At 36.6% G+C, this 22,122-nt stretch carries 20 protein-coding genes; 8 read left to right on the top strand and 12 right to left on the bottom strand.

Annotated features, from left to right (window positions below; translation table 11 throughout):
• Positions 1-968 precede the first annotated feature (968 nt).
• Positions 969-1,067, bottom strand: a complete 99-nt coding sequence (locus ACOZBY_RS21090) for a putative holin-like toxin (RefSeq protein WP_220273102.1) — start codon at positions 1,065-1,067, stop codon at positions 969-971.
• 706 nt (positions 1,068-1,773) lie between these two features.
• Here ACOZBY_RS21090 and ACOZBY_RS21085 point away from each other — a divergent pair.
• From ACOZBY_RS21085 to ACOZBY_RS21075, 3 genes are all read left to right on the top strand, one after another.
• Positions 1,774-2,496 carry an MgtC/SapB family protein gene (locus ACOZBY_RS21085; protein ID WP_012292402.1) on the top strand — a complete coding sequence of 241 codons (723 nt, stop codon included), beginning with the start codon at positions 1,774-1,776 and terminating at the stop codon, positions 2,494-2,496.
• Between the two features lie 14 nt (positions 2,497-2,510).
• Positions 2,511-3,488: a cation diffusion facilitator family transporter gene (locus ACOZBY_RS21080; RefSeq protein WP_012292401.1), complete on the top strand. Its 978-nt coding sequence runs from the start codon at positions 2,511-2,513 to the stop codon at positions 3,486-3,488.
• An 83-nt stretch (positions 3,489-3,571) separates the two neighbouring features.
• A complete protein-coding gene (locus tag ACOZBY_RS21075; protein ID WP_012292400.1) occupies positions 3,572-3,745 on the top strand; it encodes a helix-turn-helix domain-containing protein in 174 nt (57 codons plus the stop codon).
• Positions 3,746-3,809: 64 nt separating this feature from the next.
• Here ACOZBY_RS21075 and ACOZBY_RS21070 read toward each other — a convergent pair whose 3' ends face one another.
• The 4 genes from ACOZBY_RS21070 to pruA form a co-directional block, all read right to left on the bottom strand.
• Entirely contained in the window at positions 3,810-4,973 is a 1,164-nt protein-coding gene (locus ACOZBY_RS21070) for an iron-containing alcohol dehydrogenase (protein WP_422762656.1), read from the bottom strand.
• Between the two features lie 239 nt (positions 4,974-5,212).
• Positions 5,213-6,457 carry a Glu/Leu/Phe/Val family dehydrogenase gene (locus ACOZBY_RS21065; protein ID WP_012292398.1) on the bottom strand — a complete coding sequence of 415 codons (1,245 nt, stop codon included), beginning with the start codon at positions 6,455-6,457 and terminating at the stop codon, positions 5,213-5,215.
• Between the two features lie 84 nt (positions 6,458-6,541).
• On the bottom strand, positions 6,542-7,735 hold the full coding sequence (locus ACOZBY_RS21060) for an ornithine--oxo-acid transaminase (RefSeq protein WP_422762655.1): 1,194 nt from the start codon (positions 7,733-7,735) through the stop codon (positions 6,542-6,544).
• A 241-nt stretch (positions 7,736-7,976) separates the two neighbouring features.
• Positions 7,977-9,521 (bottom strand): L-glutamate gamma-semialdehyde dehydrogenase, encoded by a 1,545-nt coding sequence (gene pruA, locus ACOZBY_RS21055; protein WP_012292396.1) that lies wholly within the window; start codon positions 9,519-9,521, stop codon positions 7,977-7,979.
• 145 nt (positions 9,522-9,666) lie between these two features.
• On the opposite strand from pruA, the gene ACOZBY_RS21050 reads away from it, so the two are divergent.
• Complete coding sequence (locus ACOZBY_RS21050) at positions 9,667-10,974, top strand: sigma-54-dependent Fis family transcriptional regulator (protein ID WP_012292395.1); 1,308 nt, start codon at positions 9,667-9,669, stop codon at positions 10,972-10,974.
• Between the two features lie 44 nt (positions 10,975-11,018).
• Here ACOZBY_RS21050 and yugI read toward each other — a convergent pair whose 3' ends face one another.
• The 3 genes from yugI to ACOZBY_RS21035 all read right to left on the bottom strand — a co-directional run bounded on the left by yugI (position 11,019) and on the right by ACOZBY_RS21035 (position 13,653).
• Positions 11,019-11,396 carry a S1 domain-containing post-transcriptional regulator GSP13 gene (gene yugI, locus ACOZBY_RS21045; protein WP_012292394.1) on the bottom strand — a complete coding sequence of 126 codons (378 nt, stop codon included), beginning with the start codon at positions 11,394-11,396 and terminating at the stop codon, positions 11,019-11,021.
• An 84-nt stretch (positions 11,397-11,480) separates the two neighbouring features.
• Positions 11,481-13,112, bottom strand: a complete 1,632-nt coding sequence (locus ACOZBY_RS21040) for a hypothetical protein (RefSeq protein WP_012292393.1) — start codon at positions 13,110-13,112, stop codon at positions 11,481-11,483.
• The gene (locus ACOZBY_RS21035; protein WP_012292392.1) at positions 13,105-13,653 is read right to left on the bottom strand and encodes an RNA polymerase sigma factor; all 549 of its coding nucleotides are present in this window, start codon (positions 13,651-13,653) and stop codon (positions 13,105-13,107) included. Before ACOZBY_RS21035 ends, ACOZBY_RS21040 begins: the two co-directional genes overlap by 8 nt.
• Positions 13,654-13,862: 209 nt before the next feature.
• Between ACOZBY_RS21035 and ACOZBY_RS21030 the strand changes: the two genes are divergently transcribed.
• Positions 13,863-15,203, top strand: a complete 1,341-nt coding sequence (locus ACOZBY_RS21030) for a sodium-dependent transporter (RefSeq protein ID WP_012292391.1) — start codon at positions 13,863-13,865, stop codon at positions 15,201-15,203.
• Between the two features lie 82 nt (positions 15,204-15,285).
• Here ACOZBY_RS21030 and ACOZBY_RS21025 read toward each other — a convergent pair whose 3' ends face one another.
• Positions 15,286-15,546, bottom strand: coding sequence for a DUF1871 family protein (locus ACOZBY_RS21025; protein WP_031418535.1), 261 nt, complete (start codon positions 15,544-15,546; stop codon positions 15,286-15,288).
• Between the two features lie 73 nt (positions 15,547-15,619).
• Between ACOZBY_RS21025 and ACOZBY_RS21020 the strand changes: the two genes are divergently transcribed.
• Positions 15,620-16,795, top strand: coding sequence for a MalY/PatB family protein (locus ACOZBY_RS21020; RefSeq protein ID WP_031418536.1), 1,176 nt, complete (start codon positions 15,620-15,622; stop codon positions 16,793-16,795).
• Positions 16,796-16,906: 111 nt separating this feature from the next.
• Positions 16,907-18,328 (top strand): hypothetical protein, encoded by a 1,422-nt coding sequence (locus ACOZBY_RS21015; RefSeq protein WP_012292387.1) that lies wholly within the window; start codon positions 16,907-16,909, stop codon positions 18,326-18,328.
• A gap of 40 nt (positions 18,329-18,368) precedes the next feature.
• Here ACOZBY_RS21015 and ACOZBY_RS21010 read toward each other — a convergent pair whose 3' ends face one another.
• Both ACOZBY_RS21010 and ACOZBY_RS21005 read right to left on the bottom strand, forming a co-directional pair.
• Entirely contained in the window at positions 18,369-18,581 is a 213-nt protein-coding gene (locus ACOZBY_RS21010) for a hypothetical protein (RefSeq protein WP_012292386.1), read from the bottom strand.
• Between the two features lie 22 nt (positions 18,582-18,603).
• Positions 18,604-19,191 (bottom strand): peptidylprolyl isomerase, encoded by a 588-nt coding sequence (locus ACOZBY_RS21005; protein ID WP_012292385.1) that lies wholly within the window; start codon positions 19,189-19,191, stop codon positions 18,604-18,606.
• A gap of 237 nt (positions 19,192-19,428) precedes the next feature.
• On the opposite strand from ACOZBY_RS21005, the gene ACOZBY_RS21000 reads away from it, so the two are divergent.
• Positions 19,429-21,279 (top strand): transglycosylase domain-containing protein, encoded by a 1,851-nt coding sequence (locus ACOZBY_RS21000; RefSeq protein WP_031418539.1) that lies wholly within the window; start codon positions 19,429-19,431, stop codon positions 21,277-21,279.
• Between the two features lie 148 nt (positions 21,280-21,427).
• Here ACOZBY_RS21000 and ACOZBY_RS20995 read toward each other — a convergent pair whose 3' ends face one another.
• Complete coding sequence (locus ACOZBY_RS20995; RefSeq protein WP_012292383.1) at positions 21,428-21,991, bottom strand: DUF5366 family protein; 564 nt, start codon at positions 21,989-21,991, stop codon at positions 21,428-21,430.
• Positions 21,992-22,122: the final 131 nt, after the last annotated feature.

Here is a 22,122-nt window from a genome sequence, read left to right as displayed (position 1 = left end):
AGCCAGGATCAAACTCTCCATAAAAGAAATTTGATTAGCTCAAATTGTTTTGCTGGCATCATTTTGATGTCCAAAATTTTGTTTCGTTCACTAGCTAGGCTAGCTACTTAAAACTTTATTGATTACGTTTTGCTTGTTCAGTTTTCAAGGTTCATAATTATCTTAGTCGTTTTTAGCGACTTCATTATGATAACTTATTTATAACAGGAAGTCAACAACTTTTTTGTTTTTAAAATTTCAAAGCGTTTCTTCTTGTTAAGGACAAGTAATAATATATAATATAGCATTTTAAAAATCAAGCATTTTCTTAAAAAAAGTTAAAAATCTTTTTTATATTGATAGCAAGGAAATAGAATGCTTCCTACTAAAAGAATATCCAACCATTTAAATAACAGTACCAACAGGTTTAGAACCATAGCCAACTAAACAAAAGGTTGACCAAATAAGTTAGGTATTAACGCTATTAATAAAAAACATAACCCATCCATTATACGGTCCTTCTGTGCGTCTTTTAGATTTTATAGATAAATAAATTGATCATACTTCCAACATAGACAACTATTATATTAGTAACAAACGATCATCTCTACGTATATCCCATCCTATTATACAATAAGATGTAACAAGTGCACACGTGACGAGCGCATCCCCAGATTACAACTAAAAAATCAATGGTTATCTTTAATCTGAGTTTCGACATATCTAAATAGGGAAAACAAAACATACTTTTTATATCACTTAAAGTTTTTCTCTTATTCCTTGTGTCCTTTGAAATTTAGAATTGTACTCATTTCCAATTAATTTGAGTAATTTAAGAATGCATGTTATAATTTTTCATGAAGATGGATATAAAAAAAGGACCACTTGGTGTGTCACCACCAAATGGTCATGTAACCGACGAATCGCTTCAAAGGCGATTTGCATAATGAAGGAGTAAACCACTCACATGCTTGGAGGGCAGGGGCGGTTTACTTTTTTTTCTGAGAAAAAGTAAATGACAGAACGATTACCGAAACGATCAATCCGCTAAAACTGATCATTAAGGACATTGCCTCGTAAGTTGTCATTAGCAACACCTCCTTCCCCTCCAGATACCTGAAAAACGGGTGAAGAATGTATGCTTACCGCCCATGAAACCTCTATCTAGTTACCCATTCATTATACCATTTTATGTGAATAAAATATAGTTTTTGGAAATGTAATTTATATAGGAACCTCGGCATATCCATCATCAATTCTTGTAGCAAGCACGCTACTTGTTTCATCTTCCATTATCATTTCTATTTAAATATTCCCATAGCTAATTGTCATGAATCTATTTTAATCTTGGCTGGCACGTCTTGATTTTATGCACCATGTCTAGGACTAGTACCATTAGTACGCTCTATTCCGATTGTTTTTTGACAATATGTAAAAAAACAGCCTAAAATAATTCCTACAACCTAAAGAAACACCTATTTCGCTCGCTTCATATCAATAACTCCATTGTTCATTCCTCTAAAAACAATGGTGCCATAATTAAATTAGAAAAGAGCATATGAGAAAATGCAACGCTCTCAACTTCCTCAGATGCATGTTTTACATAAATAATCGACCTTTAATCATTGTGATACCAATTACGATATGGATGTATAGATGAATTTTAGATTTCTATAAAATAAAACACATATATTTCCTCCCTTCCATGTTGTACAATACAAAAAAGTAATGCACATATAATAATGACTGCTTGCATATCTCTTAGCAATGCGAAATATCTATGGAGGGTTGTGTATGGGAACATTATTGGAAAATATGATTACATATGAAGTTGGCATAAAATTAGTTTTAGCAGCCACATTAAGTTTAGTAATCGGAATTGAAAGGGAATTAAAGAAGAAACCAGTTGGATTAAAGACCAGTTTAGTCATAGCAACATTCAGCTGTTTGCTAACCATTATTTCCATTGAAACAGCTTACTCCACCCCTTCTAGAGAAGATATTAATATTACAATGGATCCCCTTCGCTTAGCTGCTCAAATTGTCAGTGGTATTGGATTTCTAGGAGCAGGCGTAATTTTAAGACGTGGTAATGATAGCATTTCTGGTTTAACAACTGCAGCCATGATATGGGGAGCTGCCGGCATTGGAATCGCTGTAGGCGCTGGTTTTTATATGGATGCCACGTTAGCTGTGATTATTATTGTATTCGGAATTGAAATTCTCTCCCCTTTCCTAATGAAAATTGGACCAAAACGTATTCGCATGAGAGAGATTTTATTAAAAGTTCAAATAGATGATGATAAACATACGGAATCCTTTCTGCTATTCCTTAAAAACAACAATATCATCATCGAAAATATCCGTATTAAAGATGTACCTTTAAAAAATGATACTGTTTTACATGAGTTGGATTTACGTTTGTCCTTAATTGTCTCTGATAATTTACTGTCGTTTTACCGTTCATTACGAACATTATCATATATTGAAAAAATCGAAATGGAAATTTTAAACTAGTTGGAGGATTTTTTATGGGAGAATTATTTAAACTACTAAAGGATGGCAACAAACCTTCCCTGATGGCGGCTTGTGTCAATGCCTTTTTAGGTATTATTAAAGGCATTGCCTTTTTCTTAACAGGTAATGTAGCTATGTTCGCAGAAATGATGCATTCACTTGGAGATGCAGCAAACCAATTGTTCGTGTATATTGGTTCCGCTCTATCTAAAAAAGCACCTACAAAAAAATTCCCTAGTGGCTTCGGTCGTATTGTCAATTTAGTATGCTTATTTGCAGTTATTATCGTAGCAATTCTTTCCTATGAAACAATCAAGGAAGGATGGCATCATTTTATCCATCCTACTGGAGAATCGAGCGGGGTACTCATTGCTCTTGGAGTATTATTCATAGGTATTGTTTTAGAAGGAACAGTACTTGCAAAAGCCGCTGTAGAAGTATTACATGAAGCTGGGCAGGAAAAAGCAGGTATTACAACTATTCCAAAAGCTTTCAATTATTTAAATCGTGCAAAACCTGCGACTAAATTAGTTTTTATGGAAGATTTAGTCGCTACAAGCGGAAATATTTTGGCCTTCATTGCTATTGTAATCGCTCATTTTACAGGTTGGACTAGAATAGAAGGTCTTGTTTCGATGATTATTGGGGCCATGATGTTTTATGTTGTTGGTAAAGTATTCTTGGACAATGCTCGTGGTGTAATCGGTGAGACAGATGAAGAAATGTTAAATCATATCGCCCACCTTGTAATGGATGATCCAAATATTAAAGATATTGTACGCCTTGAAGTTATTAAAGAAGGGGAGTTTTTACATGTTGAATTAGTGGCAGAAGCTGACCCTAAACTATCCTTAGCATTTTTAGACGATGTTCGAGATCATTTAACAGAAGTTATATTAAGTCAGAAGGGTGTATCAAAGGTCGCCATTTTATTTGATGAAGATGACGGAAAAGCTAGCTGGATACATCTTGGTGAAAGACCTGACCATTAAAACTAAAAGCTAACAAGCCAATTGCCTTGTTTTAAACAGCCCCGTAAAAGTTAGACATCAATCTAACTTTTACGGGTTTTTTTATGGGAAAAGTAAGTGTTGAACAACGTATTCAAGCAGTTCAACGATATTTAAATGGATATGAAACCATGCTTGAAATTGCGAAAGATATCGGTGTGACTGAATGGGTTCGCCGTTATCAAAAAAATGGTGTAGAGACTTTCTTAAAGTCCTATACAAACTATTCAGCTGACTAATTTTTCTTAACTTTTAACAAAAAAGTGTGAGGCTAACTACACAGCCTCACACTCAATCATTATCTTAAAGAGAATTTTGTAAAATTGTTCGTACATCTTTTTCTTGTAACTGATGGAAGTTTCCAAAAGGACCATTATGCATAGCATGCTCTACAATCTGTTGGAATTTCGAATCATCGATATTATAATCAGCTAAACGATTCGGTGCCCCTAACGATGACCAAAATGCTGACAAGCGATCAATCCCTTCATAAGCAACCTCTTCTACCGTTTTATCTGTTGCATCCACTCCGAATACTCGTGTTGCTATACCCGCAAAGCGTTCAGGATTCACTGGTACACTTAAACGCATCCAATGCGGCTGAAGAATAGCTAAACCACCCGCATGCGGAATATCATAAACCGCCGATACAGCATGCTCGATATTATGAGATGCCCAGTCTCCACGAGAACCGATTGATAAGAATCCATTTAATCCAATTGTTCCTGCTAATAGAATCGTTTCACGTAACTGTGTATTCTCTAGATCCTCTAATAATTTAGGTGCTGTCTTAATAACCGTCCGTAATACCCCCTCACACATTTCATCAGTGATTGGTGTATTCGTTGTATTATGGAAGTACTGTTCGAATATATGTGACATCATATCAACGATTCCATAAACCGTATGATTTTTAGGTACACTCACCGTATACGCAGGATTTAATATTGAAAATTTCGGGAATGCCGCAGGGCTACCCCAGCCTAATTTTTCTTCAGTAGCAGCGTTAGTAATAACCGATCCAGAGTTCATTTCAGAGCCTGTAGCAGCCAATGTTAACACGGTTCCTAATGGTAGAGCTTGTTCCACCAAAACCTTACGTTTAACGATATCCCATGCGTCTCCATCATATTTTGCACCAGCAACAATTAATTTGGAACAATCAATTACAGAACCACCACCAACCGCAAGAACTAAGTCGATTCCTTCTGTTTTACAAATTTCAATACCACGTCTAGCTGTTTCCACACGAGGATTAGGTTCTACCCCACTTAATTCAAAAATTGTTTTATCTGCTTGTTGTAATTTCTCGATAACAGCGTCGTAAACACCATTTGTCTTGATGCTACCACCACCATATACAACCAATACTTTTTTTCCATACTGCTCTAATTCCTTTGGTAACTTTTCCAGCGCATCTTCACCAAAATGCAGTTTCACTGGGTTAAAAAATGTAAATGAATCCATTTAATTCGCCCCTTTCTAGTTGGATTTTCTCATATTTATATTAAAGAAAGCAAAGATAACGTTTGGTGCAGTATAGCACAACTCTGTTAATTAGTTTCGGTTTGGACGGTCTCTTTAATTTATTAAAGAATTTAGTACATCTGTTTAATTGAATGCCTCTTAGCTTCCCATTCATGTAAATATAAAAAAACGAGTCCTCCCATTACAATAGGAGAAACTCGTTTTAGATTGAACTTATTTTAAACCCATCCACGGAAGCGTGAAGCTTCTGCAGTGCGGCGAACACCTACCATATAAGCAGCTAAGCGCATGTTAATGTTACGTGTTGTAGCTGTTGTATAAACATTATCAAATGCTTCTACCATTTTTTTGTATAGACGTTCTTCAACCTCTTCTTCTGTCCAATAATAACCTTGGTTATTTTGTACCCATTCGAAGTAAGAAACTGTAACACCACCAGCAGATGCTAATACGTCTGGCACAAGTAAAATGCCACGTTCTGTCAGGATTTTAGTTGCTTCAGCAGTTGTTGGTCCATTTGCTGCTTCTACTACGATATCAGCTTTAATATTGTGTGCATTGTCAGCAGTAATTTGGTTCTCAATCGCAGCAGGCACTAAAATATCACAATCAAGTTCTAATAATTCTTTATTTGAAATCGTGTTTTCAAATAAAGTTGTTACAGTACCAAAGCTATCACGACGATCTAATAAGTAGTCGATATCTAAACCTTCTGGATCATGAAGTGCACCATAAGCATCTGAAATACCGATTACCTTTGCACCTAAATCATGCATAAATTTCGCAAGGAAGCTACCTGCGTTACCAAATCCTTGAATAACAACTCGCGCACCTTTAATATCAATACCACGTTTTTTCGCTGCTTCTTCGATTACAATTGTAACACCTTGTGCAGTCGCACGGTCACGACCTTGTGAACCACCAAGAACTAATGGCTTACCTGTGATAAAGCCTGGTGAGTTAAATTCATCCATACGGCTATACTCATCCATCATCCATGCCATAATTTGTGCATTTGTAAATACGTCTGGTGCAGGAATGTCTTTTGTTGGTCCTACGATTTGACTTACAGCACGAACGTAACCGCGGCTTAAACGCTCGATTTCGCCCATAGACATTTGACGAGGGTCACAGATGACACCGCCTTTACCACCGCCATATGGTAGATCGACAATACCACACTTCAATGTCATCCACATTGAAAGCGCTTTAACTTCCTCCTCAGACACTTGTGGGTGGAAACGAACTCCACCTTTAGTTGGTCCTACAGCATCGTTATGTTGTGCACGGTAACCTGTGAATACTTTTGTTGTACCATCATCCATTTTCACCGGGATACGTACTTGGAGCATGCGAAGCGGTTCTTTTAGTAATTCATACATTGCTTCATCATAGCCAAGTTTGTTTAGAGCATCTTGAATGACATCTTGTGTTGATGTGAAAAGATTTAAGTTTTCAGACATTATTAAATCGCCTCTTTGTTTTATTTAATGATAGTATATCGGCATCATTGTAACATACTTCCGAATTAAAATGTGAACATTTTGTTAAAGTTTAAATACTTTTTCAATTTGTTCGATTGACCAATCTAAATCCTCTTGTGAAATAACAAGTGGTGGAGCAAAACGAATAACTGTATCATGTGTTTCTTTACATAATAAACCTAATTCTTTTAGTTTTTCACAGTATGGACGAGCTGCCTCTGTTAATTCTATACCAATGAATAAACCACGACCACGTACTTCTTTAATAACTGGGTTGTTAATTTCTTTTAACTTACCTTTGAAGTATTCACCAAGATCATGTGAACGTTCAGCTAATTTTTCATCTAATAATACTTTAATAGATGCAATTGAAACTGCACAAGCTAAAGGATTTCCACCGAAAGTTGATCCGTGTGAACCTGGATTAAATACACCTAAAATGTTACGGTTTGCAGCTACACAAGAAATTGGGAATACACCGCCGCCTAGTGCTTTACCTAAGATGTACATATCTGGTTCTACTTCTTCCCAATCACAAGCAAACATTTTACCAGTACGTGCTAAACCTGCTTGGATTTCGTCAGCAATGAATAATACGTTGTTTTCACGGCAAAGTTCGCGAGCTGCTTTTAGGAAGCCCTCTGTTGGAATGACAATACCAGCTTCACCTTGAATTGGTTCAATTAAGAATGCTGCTGTGTTTGGTGTAATAGCCGCTTTTAATGCTTCAAGATTACCGTAGTCTACTAATTTAACGTTTGGTAACATTGGACCGAATCCACGACGATATTCCTCATCAGAAGAAAGAGATACAGCAAGCATTGTACGACCATGGAAGTTACCATTACATGCAATAACTTCTGCCTTGCCTTCTTCTACGCCTTTTACATCATATGCCCAACGACGAGCTGCTTTAAAAGCAGTCTCTACTGCTTCAGCACCTGTATTCATTGGTAATACCATTTCTTTATTTGTTAACTTTCCTACTAGCTCATACCATTCACCAAGGTTTTCGCTGTAGAATGCACGTGAAGTTAATGTTACTTTATCAGCTTGCTCTTTTAAAGCAGCGATAATTTTTGGGTGACGGTGTCCTTGGTTTACAGCTGAATAAGCTGATAACATATCTAAATATTTGTTGCCTTCTGGATCTTTAACCCAAGCACCCTCAGCCTCTGAAATTACGATCGGCAGTGGATGATAGTTTGCTGCACCATAATTTTGTGTTTGTTCAATAACTTGTTGAGTTTTTGTCATATTCTATTCTCTCCTTACTAAATGATGATAAAAAATCTATGGAAGAAAGGACTATGTATTTCGGTAAGTAACTAATTAATTTAGTAACAATTAAAACGCTAAATTTGCAAACTCCCCCCAAGTAACTACCTCATAAGTGTCTATGGTATAGCGAGAGGCAATATTACCTGGAGAAGTTTCACAAATTCTGTCACAATGCTTCAATTACTACTTATTAAATAGCCCTAACGTCCATGTAAAATTAAAGCATTTCAGAAGTTGTTTTTGCTTGCATGTGAAGTTGTAGGTAGTCTGGGCCACCAGCTTTTGAGTCTGTACCTGACATGTTGAAGCCACCAAATGGTTGGTAGCCAACAATCGCACCTGTACAGCCACGGTTGAAGTAAAGGTTTCCAACATGGAATTCTTCACGTGCTTTTTCTAAGTTCATGCGGTTTGTCGTAATGACAGCACCTGTTAAACCGTATTCTGTATCGTTCGCAATTTCAATCGCATGATCGAAATCCTTTGCTTTTGCAATCGCTACTACTGGTCCGAAGATTTCTTCTTTCATAATGCGTGCAGAAGGCTCTACGTCCGCAAATACAGTTGGTTGTACGAAGTAGCCTACTGAATCATCTGCTGTACCACCAGCTACTAGACGACCTTCGCCTTTACCGATTTCGATGTATTCCGTAATTTTATTGAATGCTGCTTGGTCAATAACCGTTGCCATGAAGTTGCTGAAATCTGTTGGATCTCCAACTGTTAGTGCGTTTGTTAACTCTTCTACACGGTTCACTACTTGGTCATACACATCTTCTACGATAACAGCACGAGAACATGCTGAACATTTTTGACCTGAGAAACCAAATGCTGATTTCACGATCGATTGTGCAGCTAATTCAAGATCTGCTTCTTTATCGACAACGATTGTATCTTTACCGCCCATTTCAGCGATAACGCGTTTGATCCAAATTTGACCATCATTTAGGACAGATGCTCGTTGGTTAATACGTAAACCAACATCACGTGAACCTGTGAAGCTGATGAAACGAGTTTTTGGGTGATCCACTAAGTAGTCGCCCACTTCTGCACCAGAACCTGGTACAAAGTTAACAGCTCCTGCTGGAAGACCTGCTTCTTCTAATACTTCGATAAATTTATATGCCACTACTGGTGTTGTAGAAGCTGGTTTTAGTAATACTGTGTTACCTGTTACTAAAGCAGCCACTGTTGTACCAGCCATAATCGCAAATGGGAAGTTCCAAGGTGAGATGACGATACCGATTCCTAGTGGAATATAGTCATAGCGGTTGTATTCACCTGGACGGCTTTCTACTGGTTGACCGTTTTTAATACGTAGCATTTGGCGACCATAGTATTCTAAGAAGTCGATTGCTTCTGCTGTATCTGCATCTGCCTCAGCCCATGGTTTCCCAGCTTCTTTTGTTAATAATGCTGAGAATTCATGTTTACGACGACGAATAATAGCTGCTGCTTTGAAAAGAACGTCTGCACGAATAGCCGGATCTACCTTTTTCCAAGTTTTGAATGTTTCATCTGCTGCTTGCATCGCTTTTTCAGCTAAATCTTTGCTTGCTTTTGACACACGGCCGATAACTTCTGTTTTCTTTGCAGGATTGTACGAAACAATTTTATCTTCCGTTGTAATACGCTCACCACCGATAATAAGTGGGTAGTCTTGCCCTAAGTAACCTTCAACTTTATTTAAAGCCTCTACATAAGCATTGTAGTTTGCCTCTTGTGAAAAATCTGTGAATGGTTCGTGTTTGTATGGAATCATACTTAATCCTCCCTTGTGAGATGTATTTGGGTATGCAAAAAACATTGACGCAAAATATCTTTGCGTATAAAATATTCTTACACTTATTATAATGCAAAATTTCGTTGCATATTTCAAGTAAAAAATTTTTGAGGTGCACATTTTTATGAAAAATTCTGAACCTTTACTACCTTTTTATGAGTTTATTGCAACAAATGTATCCGTTGGTATTCATGCAGTAGACCTATCCGGCAAGACGATTATTTATAATACAAAAATGAAAGAAATTGAAGGATTCCATTTTGATGAACTTGCGGATCGTTCGATTATTGAAATGTTTTCCTTCCGTCAGCACGAAAGTACATTAATGCGTGTATTGCAAACCGGAAAGAAAGAAATTAATGTTAAACAAACCTATTGGAATAAAAATGGCCATGAAATTACAACCATTAATGATACTTTTCCACTTATTGTAGAAGGAAAACTAATTGGTGCAATAGAATTTGCACGTGATATTACATCATTGGAAAAGCTTGTTTATCAACCCCTTCGTCGTTATGATGAGCCTTTGACGTTTGACATGATAAAAGCTAAATCTGAAGCAATGAAGCAAGTCATCGAAAATGCTAAAAAAGCAGCGGCTGTAAAATTACCGGTATTATTAATTGGGGAATCCGGGACAGGCAAGGATTTAGTAGCTGAAGGCATCCACCACGCAGCTTCACCAGATCCTGAAGCCTTTATGACACTCGTTAGTCGTCGTTCAGCTCAATCGGTGCTTGATAAATTAAATCAGCTTTTAGAAGAAGATAAAGACTATACCTTTTTCTTTGAGCGCATTGATTTTTTGAGCTTAGACATTCAAGAACAGCTATTAGATATACTCCAATCTCTACCGCAGTCCAAGTATATGTTAATTGGCAGTGTAGGTAGCGATCCGATTACATTAATTGCTGAAAAAAAACTGTCCAAATCACTTTATTATTTCTTTGCAACGATGGCTATTACGATTCCCAATTTAACTGATCGAAAAGAAGATATTCTCCCATTTGTGGATGATTATTTTAGCCGACATCGAGAACGATTTGCTTCACAAGTTACAGAGCTAGCACCAGATGTACAGGAATTATTCTTACAATATGATTGGCCTGGAAATTTAAAGGAACTCGAGTTATTATTGGATGAAATTGTTTCATTTATGACGATAGAATCTACGGTTACCTCCGATCTATTGCCGCTTCATTTCCGCTTCAAGGTACAGCAGCAAGATACCAATAACCGTGAACCAGAATTCTTTATGTTCCATCAAAATCACGATGTCATGCCATTAGATGCTTATTTGCGCGAAGCCGAATCATATTATGTGCAAAATGTCTTAAATTTATATGAGGGCAATATTACAAAAGCAGCGAATGCACTTGGGATGAGTAGACAAAACCTTCAATATCGAATCCGAAAAATAAAAAAGCAATAATAAAAAACGAGGAATACCTTCACGCTGAAAGTATCCTCGCTTTTTTATTGTCCAGATTGCTCAATCCAGTCCTGTAATTTATCTTTTAAGGAATTAAAACCATTCGCATCCGATTCATCTACACGGTCCTGCAATGATTTTCGTGGTGGTGATTCTTTTTTTCTTACGGTTACTGGGCGTTCCTGTAGCGCTCTCATCGATAAACTAATTTTTTCGGCCTCTTCATCGATTTCAAGTATCTTGACCGCTACTTCTTGCCCAACAGCTAAAAATTCACTAACGTCCTTCACAAAGCCGTATGTTATTTCCGAAATATGCACAAGGCCTTGCGTATTGTCATCTAATGCAACAAATGCACCGTATGGTTGAATACCTGTAACTTTTCCGGTCAACACGTCTCCTAATTCATATTTTTTTACCATAACCTTTGCCCACTTTCTTTTGGTTTGCTACGTATATATCGCTTAAATTATAACATACGTGTAAAAACGGGGCAAAAAATCTCCTTATTCGGGAATAGCTGTAATGATGAAACGTTTTTCTCCTTTTTCTATAGGAACTGTACCTAATTGGAAGGTTAAGCGCTGGCCAATCATTTGAATGGATTCTGGTTTAACACCTACTTTAATGGTTGTTTGGGATGTATCTGTTGCATATAGAACTGTAAAATGTTGCATACCATCAAATTGAACCAATTTATCCACATCTACAGCTTGAGACACTAACTGTTTTACTGTTTCTTGATCGCCTTTTCCTTGTGCATATAAGAATAGGCTCACAACATTCATTGGGTTTAATGAATCTAGGATGGTATCATCTTTACTTGACACATACGCGTTGTATAAACCTTCCGTTTGGATAATCCAACGGTTATCAATTTGTAAACCTGTTGAACCATCATATATTTCTATATAGACTTCATTACTCAAATATGAAAGCTCCATCCTAATATCCTGTCTTGTTAGTTTGTCTATGGTTTTGGATGTTCCTTCTCTCTTAAATTCTTCGAGGATGAATTGTGCGGTCAAACGCATCGATTCCCCATACTTCCCATTAGCCGTATCATTTAATAGCTCTATATGTTCTGGTGAGTATCTAGTTTTGTCATCACCTTTCAAAAGTACAAGCCACGTATTTTCAAACTCTTTGTTTAAATTTCGCAATTGGAAATCGAGGTATGAATTTGATAAATCATTAACTAATGTTCTTTCGTATAATTTTAAAATACGAGCAGATTCTTCTGCAGAAAAACGTAAATCCTCACCATTGAATAAAGAGCCTGTAGCCAAATATTTAAAATAACCTAATATATCAGGATGAAGACGGTCAATGGATACTGGTGCATCTTTCATAAAAATCGGATTCGTTCTAAAACTATAGTTTTGTCCATCATAAGACAACTCGAAATATTGTTTTTTGGCCGTTGCAATTAATTGATTTAGTTCTTTAGGATAATCTTTCTTTTTTTGTGACAGTACTTTATTATATTGGGAAAGTTCATTTGTATAATATTGCAAAACATCTTTTGTTGGGTAATATATGCTAAAGAAATATCTAGACTCGGCAAATGACATCGGATTTTCGTACGTTTCAATCCGCTCTATCAGCTCTCGAGGTGTTTGCAAACTGTCTAGTATCTCTTGCTCTAACTGTGTTAAATATTTAGGATCATAAGCCATTTTATTTAGTACTATTTTTTTATTTTTAGCTTTATCATTGTATTTATAATCAGCAGATTCAACAAACGAGAGTTTCTTAAAGTCTTCCTCAGGTATGTCAAGCTCAACACGTGTTTTTTCACGTTTCTCTTGATACTTCTTTTGTAAGCTAGAGAACCATTCTTCATAGCTGCTTTCTATCTTTTCTTCATTTGAATGCACGAGAGTTGATGGGTGGAGCATAAACGATGATATTAATAGTCCAACTAATAAAACGCTGGCGATGCTAGCAATCCAAACAGCAGGCTTTTGCCATTTTGCTGAAGACTTTAGAATCGTATTTATGGTTTCTTGAGAATCCCTAATGGCATCTTCATTTTCAATTTGCTGAAGTACATGTTGTGGATCTAGTTTTGACTCCATTCGCTCATAGGATTTTTTCAGTAGTGCTATACGTTGATTAAATTGTTTATCATCCATTTTCAACACTCCCTTCTTGCATTAATGCTGCCTTCAACTTTTCTTTCGCACGTAATAGCCGTACTTTGACCGTTGATAATGAAATATTTAAAACCTCTGCGATTTCTTCGTATTTTAACTCGTGAAAATAATACAGTACGATAGGGTACCGATATTTTTCATCTAGGGATTGAATAGCATTATGTAAAGTTCTATCTTCTTCAAATAATAGAACATCGTCTTCAGCAGAGAGAAAAATAGTTTGACGATGCGCATTAAGCTTGTCCCCTTTCGCCAGTTCTCTCTGTTCCTTCCGATAATAATCCCGTGTAGCATTCAATGTAATTTTATAGAGCCATGTCGTAAACCGATCCTGTTTAAATTGATGTAAAAAGCGATACAGTTTAACAAATACCTCCTGTGAAACATCAGCTAAATCATTGCTATGTACGCCACACTGAAAGGCAAACCTTTCAACTGTCTGTTGATGAATTCGAATTAGGTCGATATAGGCATCTTTGTCTCCTTGCTGTGCTCTTGCTATTAAATCGGCCTCTACCAAAGCGATCCCTCCTTTTGTTTATGGAACGACAGAAATATCCTAATTGTTACATATCAATAAGATTTTTTACCAATAAAGGAAGTATCCAACTAAAATTCCATCTCAATGGCTACTAGTGTAGAAACACCCTAGTCAATATTCAGATATTTGCTTGTGTTATGAAAATAATGCGGTAAAATAAAACTTTAGTATAAGGAGGCTTTATTTTTGTGTCATCAAGAGATCAATTTACAACTAAAATTGGGTTTATTTTAGCTGCTGCTGGAAGTGCTATAGGACTAGGAGCCATTTGGAAATTCCCATATATGGCTGGTACTAATGGTGGTAGTGTCTTTATTTTATTATTCGTTTTATGTACATTCTTTATCGGCTTACCAGTACTCATTGCAGAGTTTATGATTGGTCGTCGTGGACAAAAGGATGCTGTCACATCCTTTAAAGAACAGGCGCCAGGAAAGCCATGGTATTTAATTGGATGGGGCGGTATGGTCATTGCGGGCCTTATCTTATCTTTCTATAGTGTTGTAGGTGGGTGGATTTTAAGCTATTTGGGTCGTGCCTTTACTTTTAAGCTAACGAATGCAGGTTCTGACATCAATTTTGCAGATTTATTTGGCAATATAATTGCGAGTCCATTTGAAGCAGTTCTTGTGCAAGGGCTATTTATGTTATTGACAGTAGTCATTGTGTCAGCTGGTATTAAGGGTGGCATTGAAAAAGCCAGCACATGGATGATGCCGCTCTTGTTTATTTTCTTCATTATATTAGTCATACGCTCTTTAACATTGGATGGAGCAATGGAAGGCGTTAAATTTATGTTTGTGCCAGATTGGTCTTACCTGAATGCCGAAACATTTTTAATGGCATTAGGACAAGCATTTTTCTCATTAAGTGTTGGTATTGCGGTTATGATTACCTATGCTTCCTATCTATCGAAAACAGAAAAAATTGGTAACTCAGCCATTAATGTTGCATCTATGAACATCATCATCTCTTTACTTGCTGGTCTTGTTATTTTCCCAGCAGTATTCGCACTTGGCTATACACCCGATCAAGGACCTGGCCTCGTATTCATTATTTTGCCGGCTGTTTTCGAGCAACTGCCTCTCGGTGCTCTTTTCTTAACCATCTTCTTTATTTTATTACTATTTGCCACAGTTACATCTTCCATCTCCATGTTAGAAATTGTCGTAGCAATAGCAATCGGAGATAAGCCAGAAAAACGGAAAAAAATTGCATGGATTGGTGGCATCATTATCTTTATTGTTGGTATTCCTAGTGCATTGTCATTTGGTATACTATCAGATGTGAAGATTTTAGACCGTTCTATTTTTGATTTTGTTGATTTTATGACCAACAGCATCGGAATGCCTATTGGTGCTCTGCTCATATCAATTTTTGCAGGTTATTATTATACAAAAGATATTTCACGTAAAGAGCTAGCCGCATCTAGTTGGATATTTACAATTTGGTACATGTTAATTCGCTACGTGTCCCCTATTGCTATATTAATTATTTTCATTCAGGGCATCTTACCATTATTTAAATAAGAATAAAGAACCTCCAACATTAGGATGAAAAAAGAGGTTGTCACATGACAACCCCTTTTTTATAGGAAATATGCAAAATATTTTAAATAATACATTTTGCTTCAAATTTAATAGCAATCAGTTTGTAAGAAATGGCTACACATTCCTCAAAAGGAATCCATTGCTCAAACGAATGCTCATATGTTTCTTGAATAACTTTTGCAAGTGTCGACGGATCATCGATTCCTTGCAATGCCGCTACAACATCTGCTGTTTCCGTATCATAATGGTCTGGACCTAAGTGGAATGGATCCCACTCCTCTAGCAGATGCACAGCTGCTTGATTCATTTTTACATTTTCCAAAATACTCACCTATTTATCCTTTGATCATAATCGTATGATACCATAGTAAATAAAAAAGAAAAGAGTGATTTGCTTGTCTATTTTTGATCAAACTATCAAACGCCGTTTTACAAACTCCGTAAAATGGGACGCAATGAAAATGGTTTATGGACTAAACGATGCGTCCGAGATATTGCCAATGTGGGTAGCTGATATGGATTTTGCTGCTCCGACAGCCGTTTCAAAAGCATTGCAGGAACATGCTGAACGTACTGTTTTTGGTTATAGCTTTATGAGCGAGGAAGCAATACAGTCAATAGTGGACTGGCAAAATACTCGTCATGATTGGCAAATTGACAAGGATTCTATCGTATTCTGTAATGGTGTTGTTGCCGCCTTAGCAAATAGCATTGTAGCCTTTACTAATCCAGGAGATAAAGTCCTTATATCAACACCCGTTTACCCACCATTTTTTAACATTCCAAAAAGCAATGGACGCGAAGTGGTAAGCTGTCCGCTAGTTGAAAAAAATGATGGTAAATTTATCGTAGATTTTGAAGCTTTTGAACAGGCACTAGCTCAAAATGTGAAAGCCTACATATTATGCAACCCTCACAACCCTGGAGGTTATGTATGGGATGAAGCTACTTTAAAGGAAATTGTAAGACTCTGTGCTCAATACGATGTTCTTATTATTTCAGATGAAATTCATGCTGATTTAATGATCAATGGAGAAAAGCATATTCCTATTGCCAAAATAGCAGGCGATGAAATCAATCGGATCGTAACGTGTATGGCTCCTACTAAAACATTTAATTTAGCAGGTATTCAAGTTTCCTATATGATTGTGCCAGATAAGAAAAAACGTCTACAGCTAGAAGCCGTGAATATGGCAAGTGGACAAGGCTCTTTAAATACTTTTGCCTCTGTAGCATTGCAAGCTGCGTATACGGAAGGCACCCCTTGGCTAGATGAATTGCTGCCGTATATTTCAGCAAATATGGATTATGTCAAAGCCGAGTTAGAGCAGATTCCAGGCATTCGTATCATTAAACCACAATCCACTTATTTAATATGGATTGATTATCGAGAGCTTAAGCTTGAAGAAAAAGACATTATGAAACGACTATTAGAAATTGGTCAACTGGCATTAGAGCCAGGTACAAAATACGGAGAAGAGGGTCGAGGCTTCCTACGTATGAATGTAGCTTGTTCATTTGAAACAGTACGAGACGGCGTAGAGCGCTTTAAAAAAGCCTTTGAACAATAAAAATAAGAGAAGGAATTCTGATTATTTAGGATTCCTTCTTTTTATATGTTTAAAATTCTTACGATGTGGAAAAGTCTCTTAACAAACAGATGGAAAAAGGGGTGTTTTCAAATGGACTTAGTTCCTTTAACAATTGAACGTGCATATATGACATTCTTATTTCCCTTCGCCTACCAAATAAAAGATCGGCAAAAGATTGGTCATACCCTTTTAGAAGAAGGATTTTCTTTTTTTGAATTGAACAACGCTAATCTTGAACATGCCTTTTATGGAGACATAACAATTATACATGAGGAGCTTGCCCAATTTTTCTATCCCTTTCTTGAGGATAAATTATTTCCAAATAAAATGGATAGCCCAGACTTTCTTCGCTTCTCAAAAGCATTCTATACACAAGGAGCCTTACACCATCATGAAAATTGTATTAACTACGAGCTTATGAGCATCGATGTGACACTATGCCCTTTCGGCAATGGCATCGTCACCGTTCGAACAAGCATAGACAGCCAATATGATATTAGTGATATTTTAAATTTTATTCATTACTTTAGGGTGCTGGAGGCAAAACTGCGAGAGGAAAAAGGCGCTAGTCATCATTTCTCATTCGGTCATTGTGATTCAACAAGTGAGCTATTATTCAACTATTTTATCCCCTTCTTAAAACCGTTCCTTCAGCATCACCAAGACCATACCTATGAAGGGTTACCTTTTTTTGAAGATGAGCGAATGTTTTCCTCAGCCTATTTAATTTGTGATGAAAAAGCAGAACTATTACCTGAGCATCTTTTTCGATTAGGGCAAGTAGATGGAAGAACACCTGATGGCAAGCCCTTTATTTCGAGTACTAACTCTCAATATATTTCAAACTATGTGCAGGAACACGCCCATACACGGTGGGCACCTAATAGTTTTATTATCTCTTCAGCACAGTCACAAATGACACTTACAAATAGGCCTTTTGAACATTGTTCACATAGCATTCAGGAGTTTATGGGGACTCACTATTACAATTTATTCATTCATTATTTTTATAAAATGATGCTTCTAAAGCTTTCCTATGAATACAGTGAAATTAAATGGGGGAAAGATAAACAAATTGTTAATGAATTAATCGAACTTATCACAGAGTTTTCTGCACGTTATTATTTTGAAGAGGTCGTTGTTCGGACTGAAGGTAGAGAAATAGCTCAAATGCTACGAAAGCATTTCCGTATTAATGAACATTATGTAGGAACAAAAGCGACATTGAACAGCCTATATCGAACACAAGAAGATCAATCCGATAATCGAAGCAATAATTTACTATTTATTTTAACCGTATTTACGGTTATTTCCGGTATTTACGGAATGAATTTAGTCATTGAAGAATGGAAGGACAGTAATGATTTAGATAGTGTTTGGAGCTATACACCGTTCGAATGGGTTGCCTTCATTACCGCCTTAAGTGGAATTGGCCTATCCATTGTACTCGTTTGCTTCCATGCCTTCAAAACAATACAAAACATGGTTCGTCGTTCAAAAAGAAAAATTTAAAATAAAGAATCTGTCTCCATTGGAGGCAGATTCTTTTTCATTAGACATTTTGTTGGTTGTTTGTGCTTTTCTTTTCTGCTAATATACGCGCTTCAATTTCCTTTGATTTCATTTCCTGCTTTTTAGAAATTTTTCGGAAAAGCGTAAACACGATTACACATAAAATAAGCATGATTAAAAATTCAAATGCTGCTGGAATATATCCTGATTTATCTTCAGGGAAATATAAAAATTGATACATTAAGTTTTCCATGCTCTACACGTCCTTATAATTATTATTCAAAGACTGTAATTGACTCAATTTTCACATCTTCTAATGGCTTATCACGAGGATCTTTTTCTACATCCGCAATTTTATCTACAATATCCATTCCTTCTACAACATGACCGAATACAGTATGTTTATGGTCTAACCAAGGAGTACCACCATTTTGTGCATAAGCTTCGATAATTTCCTCTGGGAAGCCTGCTCCTTGTAATTGACGAAGCATATCGCTTGGAAGATGTTTCATTTGTACGATAAAGAATTGAGAACCATTTGTGTTTGGACCAGCGTTAGCCATTGATAGCGCACCACGTAGGTTAAACAATTTATCTGAGAATTCATCTTCAAAAGAATCACCCCAAATTGACTCTCCGCCCATACCTGTTCCTGTTGGGTCACCACCTTGAATCATAAAGTCTTGAATAACTCGGTGGAAAATGATGCCGTTATAATAACCTGATTTAGCATGACCCAAAAAGTTTTCAACAGTTTTTGGTGCAAACTCTGGGAACAGCTTAATTTTAACTGCACCTAATGTTGTGTTCATTTCTACAAGCACTTCGCCTGCTTGTACGTCTGTTGTTAATTGTGGAAACATGGAAGTCTCTCCTTTAATGATAATTTTCAGTTTCAATGAAAAAGATGACAATTCATCCTTCTTGACCTCATTTTAGTCTAACATAATTCCAATTGGTTTTCTTCAACAAAGTATTGACGATTTATGCACTTTTAACTTCCTTTCTAAAAACAATGGAAATAGGTCTGACCGAGTATTTGGAATCAATCCAAAATATGTTATTCTGTTGAAGGATTCATAGAAAGAGTGGAGGCACACATGAAAAAGGCTTTTGGGTTTTTTATTATACTTCTTTCCCTACCTGTTCTATGGTGGATTAGCACAAACATACGAACAGAAATCAATACAGCACAAGCACATGAAGAACAAATTTCACAGGCGATTCATTTACCTGAAGTACAACCCCAGCTCCCTATAACACTTAAGGATCAAAATGGGCAAACATTTAGTGAAGAATATGTCGAATGGCGGCAGCCATTAACATTGCAAGAAATTCCACAAATTGCCCAGGAAATATTCATTGCAAGTGAGGATGCCGACTTTTATGAACACATTGGCTTTGATTTAAGTGCTATTATGCGTGCAGTAGTCGCCAATTCAAGTACAAGTACTAGCTCACAGGGTGGCAGTACGATTACACAGCAGCTTGTTCGAATGCGTTATTTATCTGATGAAAAAACATATGAACGAAAATTAACCGAACTTTTTTATGCTTATGAATTAGAAAAAGAATTCGATAAAGAAGCAATATTAACCATGTATCTTAACGAGTCCTATTTTAGCAATCAAGTTTACGGTATTGGTGGAGCAGCAACCTATTATTTTCAAAGACCACTTCAGCAATTATCTATAGCTGAAATTGCTTTTATTGCAGCGATTCCCAATAACCCTTCACTTTATAACCCTTTAAAAAACTTTGAACAAACTAAAGCACGTCAAGAACGCTTATTAGATACACTTGCCGTGAAAGGTAGCATTACAAAGGAAGAAGCGACAACTTATAAGGCAAAACCGATTACATTGCATATTAAGGATAAAATTCAAAGCTATCCTATGTACAGTACTTACGTTCTTCAAGAATTAAAATGGTTAGTTGCAGAAAAAGAAGGCTATGCGGATCGACTTAACCATACAGATAATGAGGAAGAGAAGAAAAAAATTAAGACACAATTAGACAATCGACTTGATTCATTATTTCAAAATGGACTGATTATTAACACTGCGTTGGATCCACAAAAACAGCGGCATGATGAACAACAAATGACAGCTACCTTAGGTGCCGGTTCATTGCAAGCAGCAGGTGCTGTTATTCAAAACCAATCAAGAGAAATCGTTAGCTTATATGCAGGAAAAAGCTATGAAAAGTTTGATTATCATCGTGCATTTCAAGGAACACGGCAACCAGGTTCCGCGTTTAAGCCACTGGCCGTCTATGCTCCTTTCTTTGAAACAACAACACATACACCTGATTCGATTGTAAATGGTGGCAGTTATTGTGTCGGATCATTTTGCCCTCAAAACTACGGGGGCTACAAGTATGGGGATGTGTCGCTGCGCACTGCATTTCGACATAGCTACAATACATCGGCACTGCGACTCTTCCAGACAGTTGGCATTGATACAGCATTTCAATATTTAGATCGCTTTCATTTTCGCTCCATTGTAGAAAAGGACCATAATTATGCAGCTTCCTTGGGCGGGCTTACTTACGGTGTAACAGCTTTAGAGCTAGCAGATGCCTATACAAGCTTTATTGATGGATCTTATGTTCTAGCACATAGCATTCGTAAAGTGACAGCTTTAGATGGAACAGAACTCTATAGTTGGGATACACAGCGTGATCAAATTTGGTCTCCTAAAACAGTAAAATACATGCGTGAGCTACTTGCCGATGTTGTGACGAACGGTACGGGACAGGGAGTCTACAGTAATAGCAGCTACGTTGGGGCCAAAACAGGGACAACGAATGACTATCGAGACTATTGGCTTGCCGGACTTAATGATACCTATACAGCGGCCGTATGGATTGGCTATGATAAGCCTCAATCCATGCAAAAATTAGAAGAATACAAAATTCATCATCAATTATTTAATGTTTTACTTGAGTAAAATTAGTAGTTTGGTTGTATGACAAAAAGGAACGGGTTACTTGGACGTGCCAGGCAAAATAACAGAACCCCCATGCAAACCGTCATTTAAGAAATAGCAAAAGCCCTCGAGATTGAGATTCTCGAGGGCTTTTGCCTACAGTATGCATTTATTGAGCAAATGGCAGACTTGCTAATATTCCATTATATAGTTTCAATACAACATAAACGATGAATGTTAATAGAATAGTCCACATAAAAAGCTCAAAGATTAATAGACCGATTGTGCCGCCCATTGACATAAAATGACTCATTTTGTAAATAAGATAAATGAAATATGTAAAAACAGTTAGAACAAAAATTCCTATTAACACATAAATAAATTGGATGGCAAATGCTGAACACATGGCACCAATAAACAAAATAATATAGCCGCCTCGTGCTTGACTAACAGTTGCTCCATCGTTGTCTTTTGAAAAAAAGAGCATTCCTAACTCATGGATTGTTTCTCCTACTAGTTTGAGTGCTGAAAATAGCATAAAAAAAACAATAGCAAACACAATGAGTAAAAATACACGTAATTCAACATCAGACAAAAATTCTCGCATACCTGAATATACACCGATTGCTCGAAAAATTTGTAAAGATTCTCCAACTGCATACATACCAAATGTCAAACTAAACAATAAAATTGTAATTAATGGTAAATAACCATAGATATACGGATTCTTCATAAAAAATTTTTTCCTCTATTTTTATTGATAACTTCCTATTTATAATATAACGAAAATTCTCCTACTACCGCAAGCTAAATCCCAATAGTACGTATGCATTCCCGATTAAAGTACGTTATAATTGATATACT

Origin of the sequence: Lysinibacillus sp. NPDC056220 (assembly GCF_049315265.1) — a bacterium.
Lineage (GTDB): Bacteria > Bacillota > Bacilli > Bacillales_A > Planococcaceae > Lysinibacillus > Lysinibacillus pinottii.
Note: the sequence above shows the minus strand (reverse complement) of the source record. Positions and strands in the feature narration are given on the sequence as shown.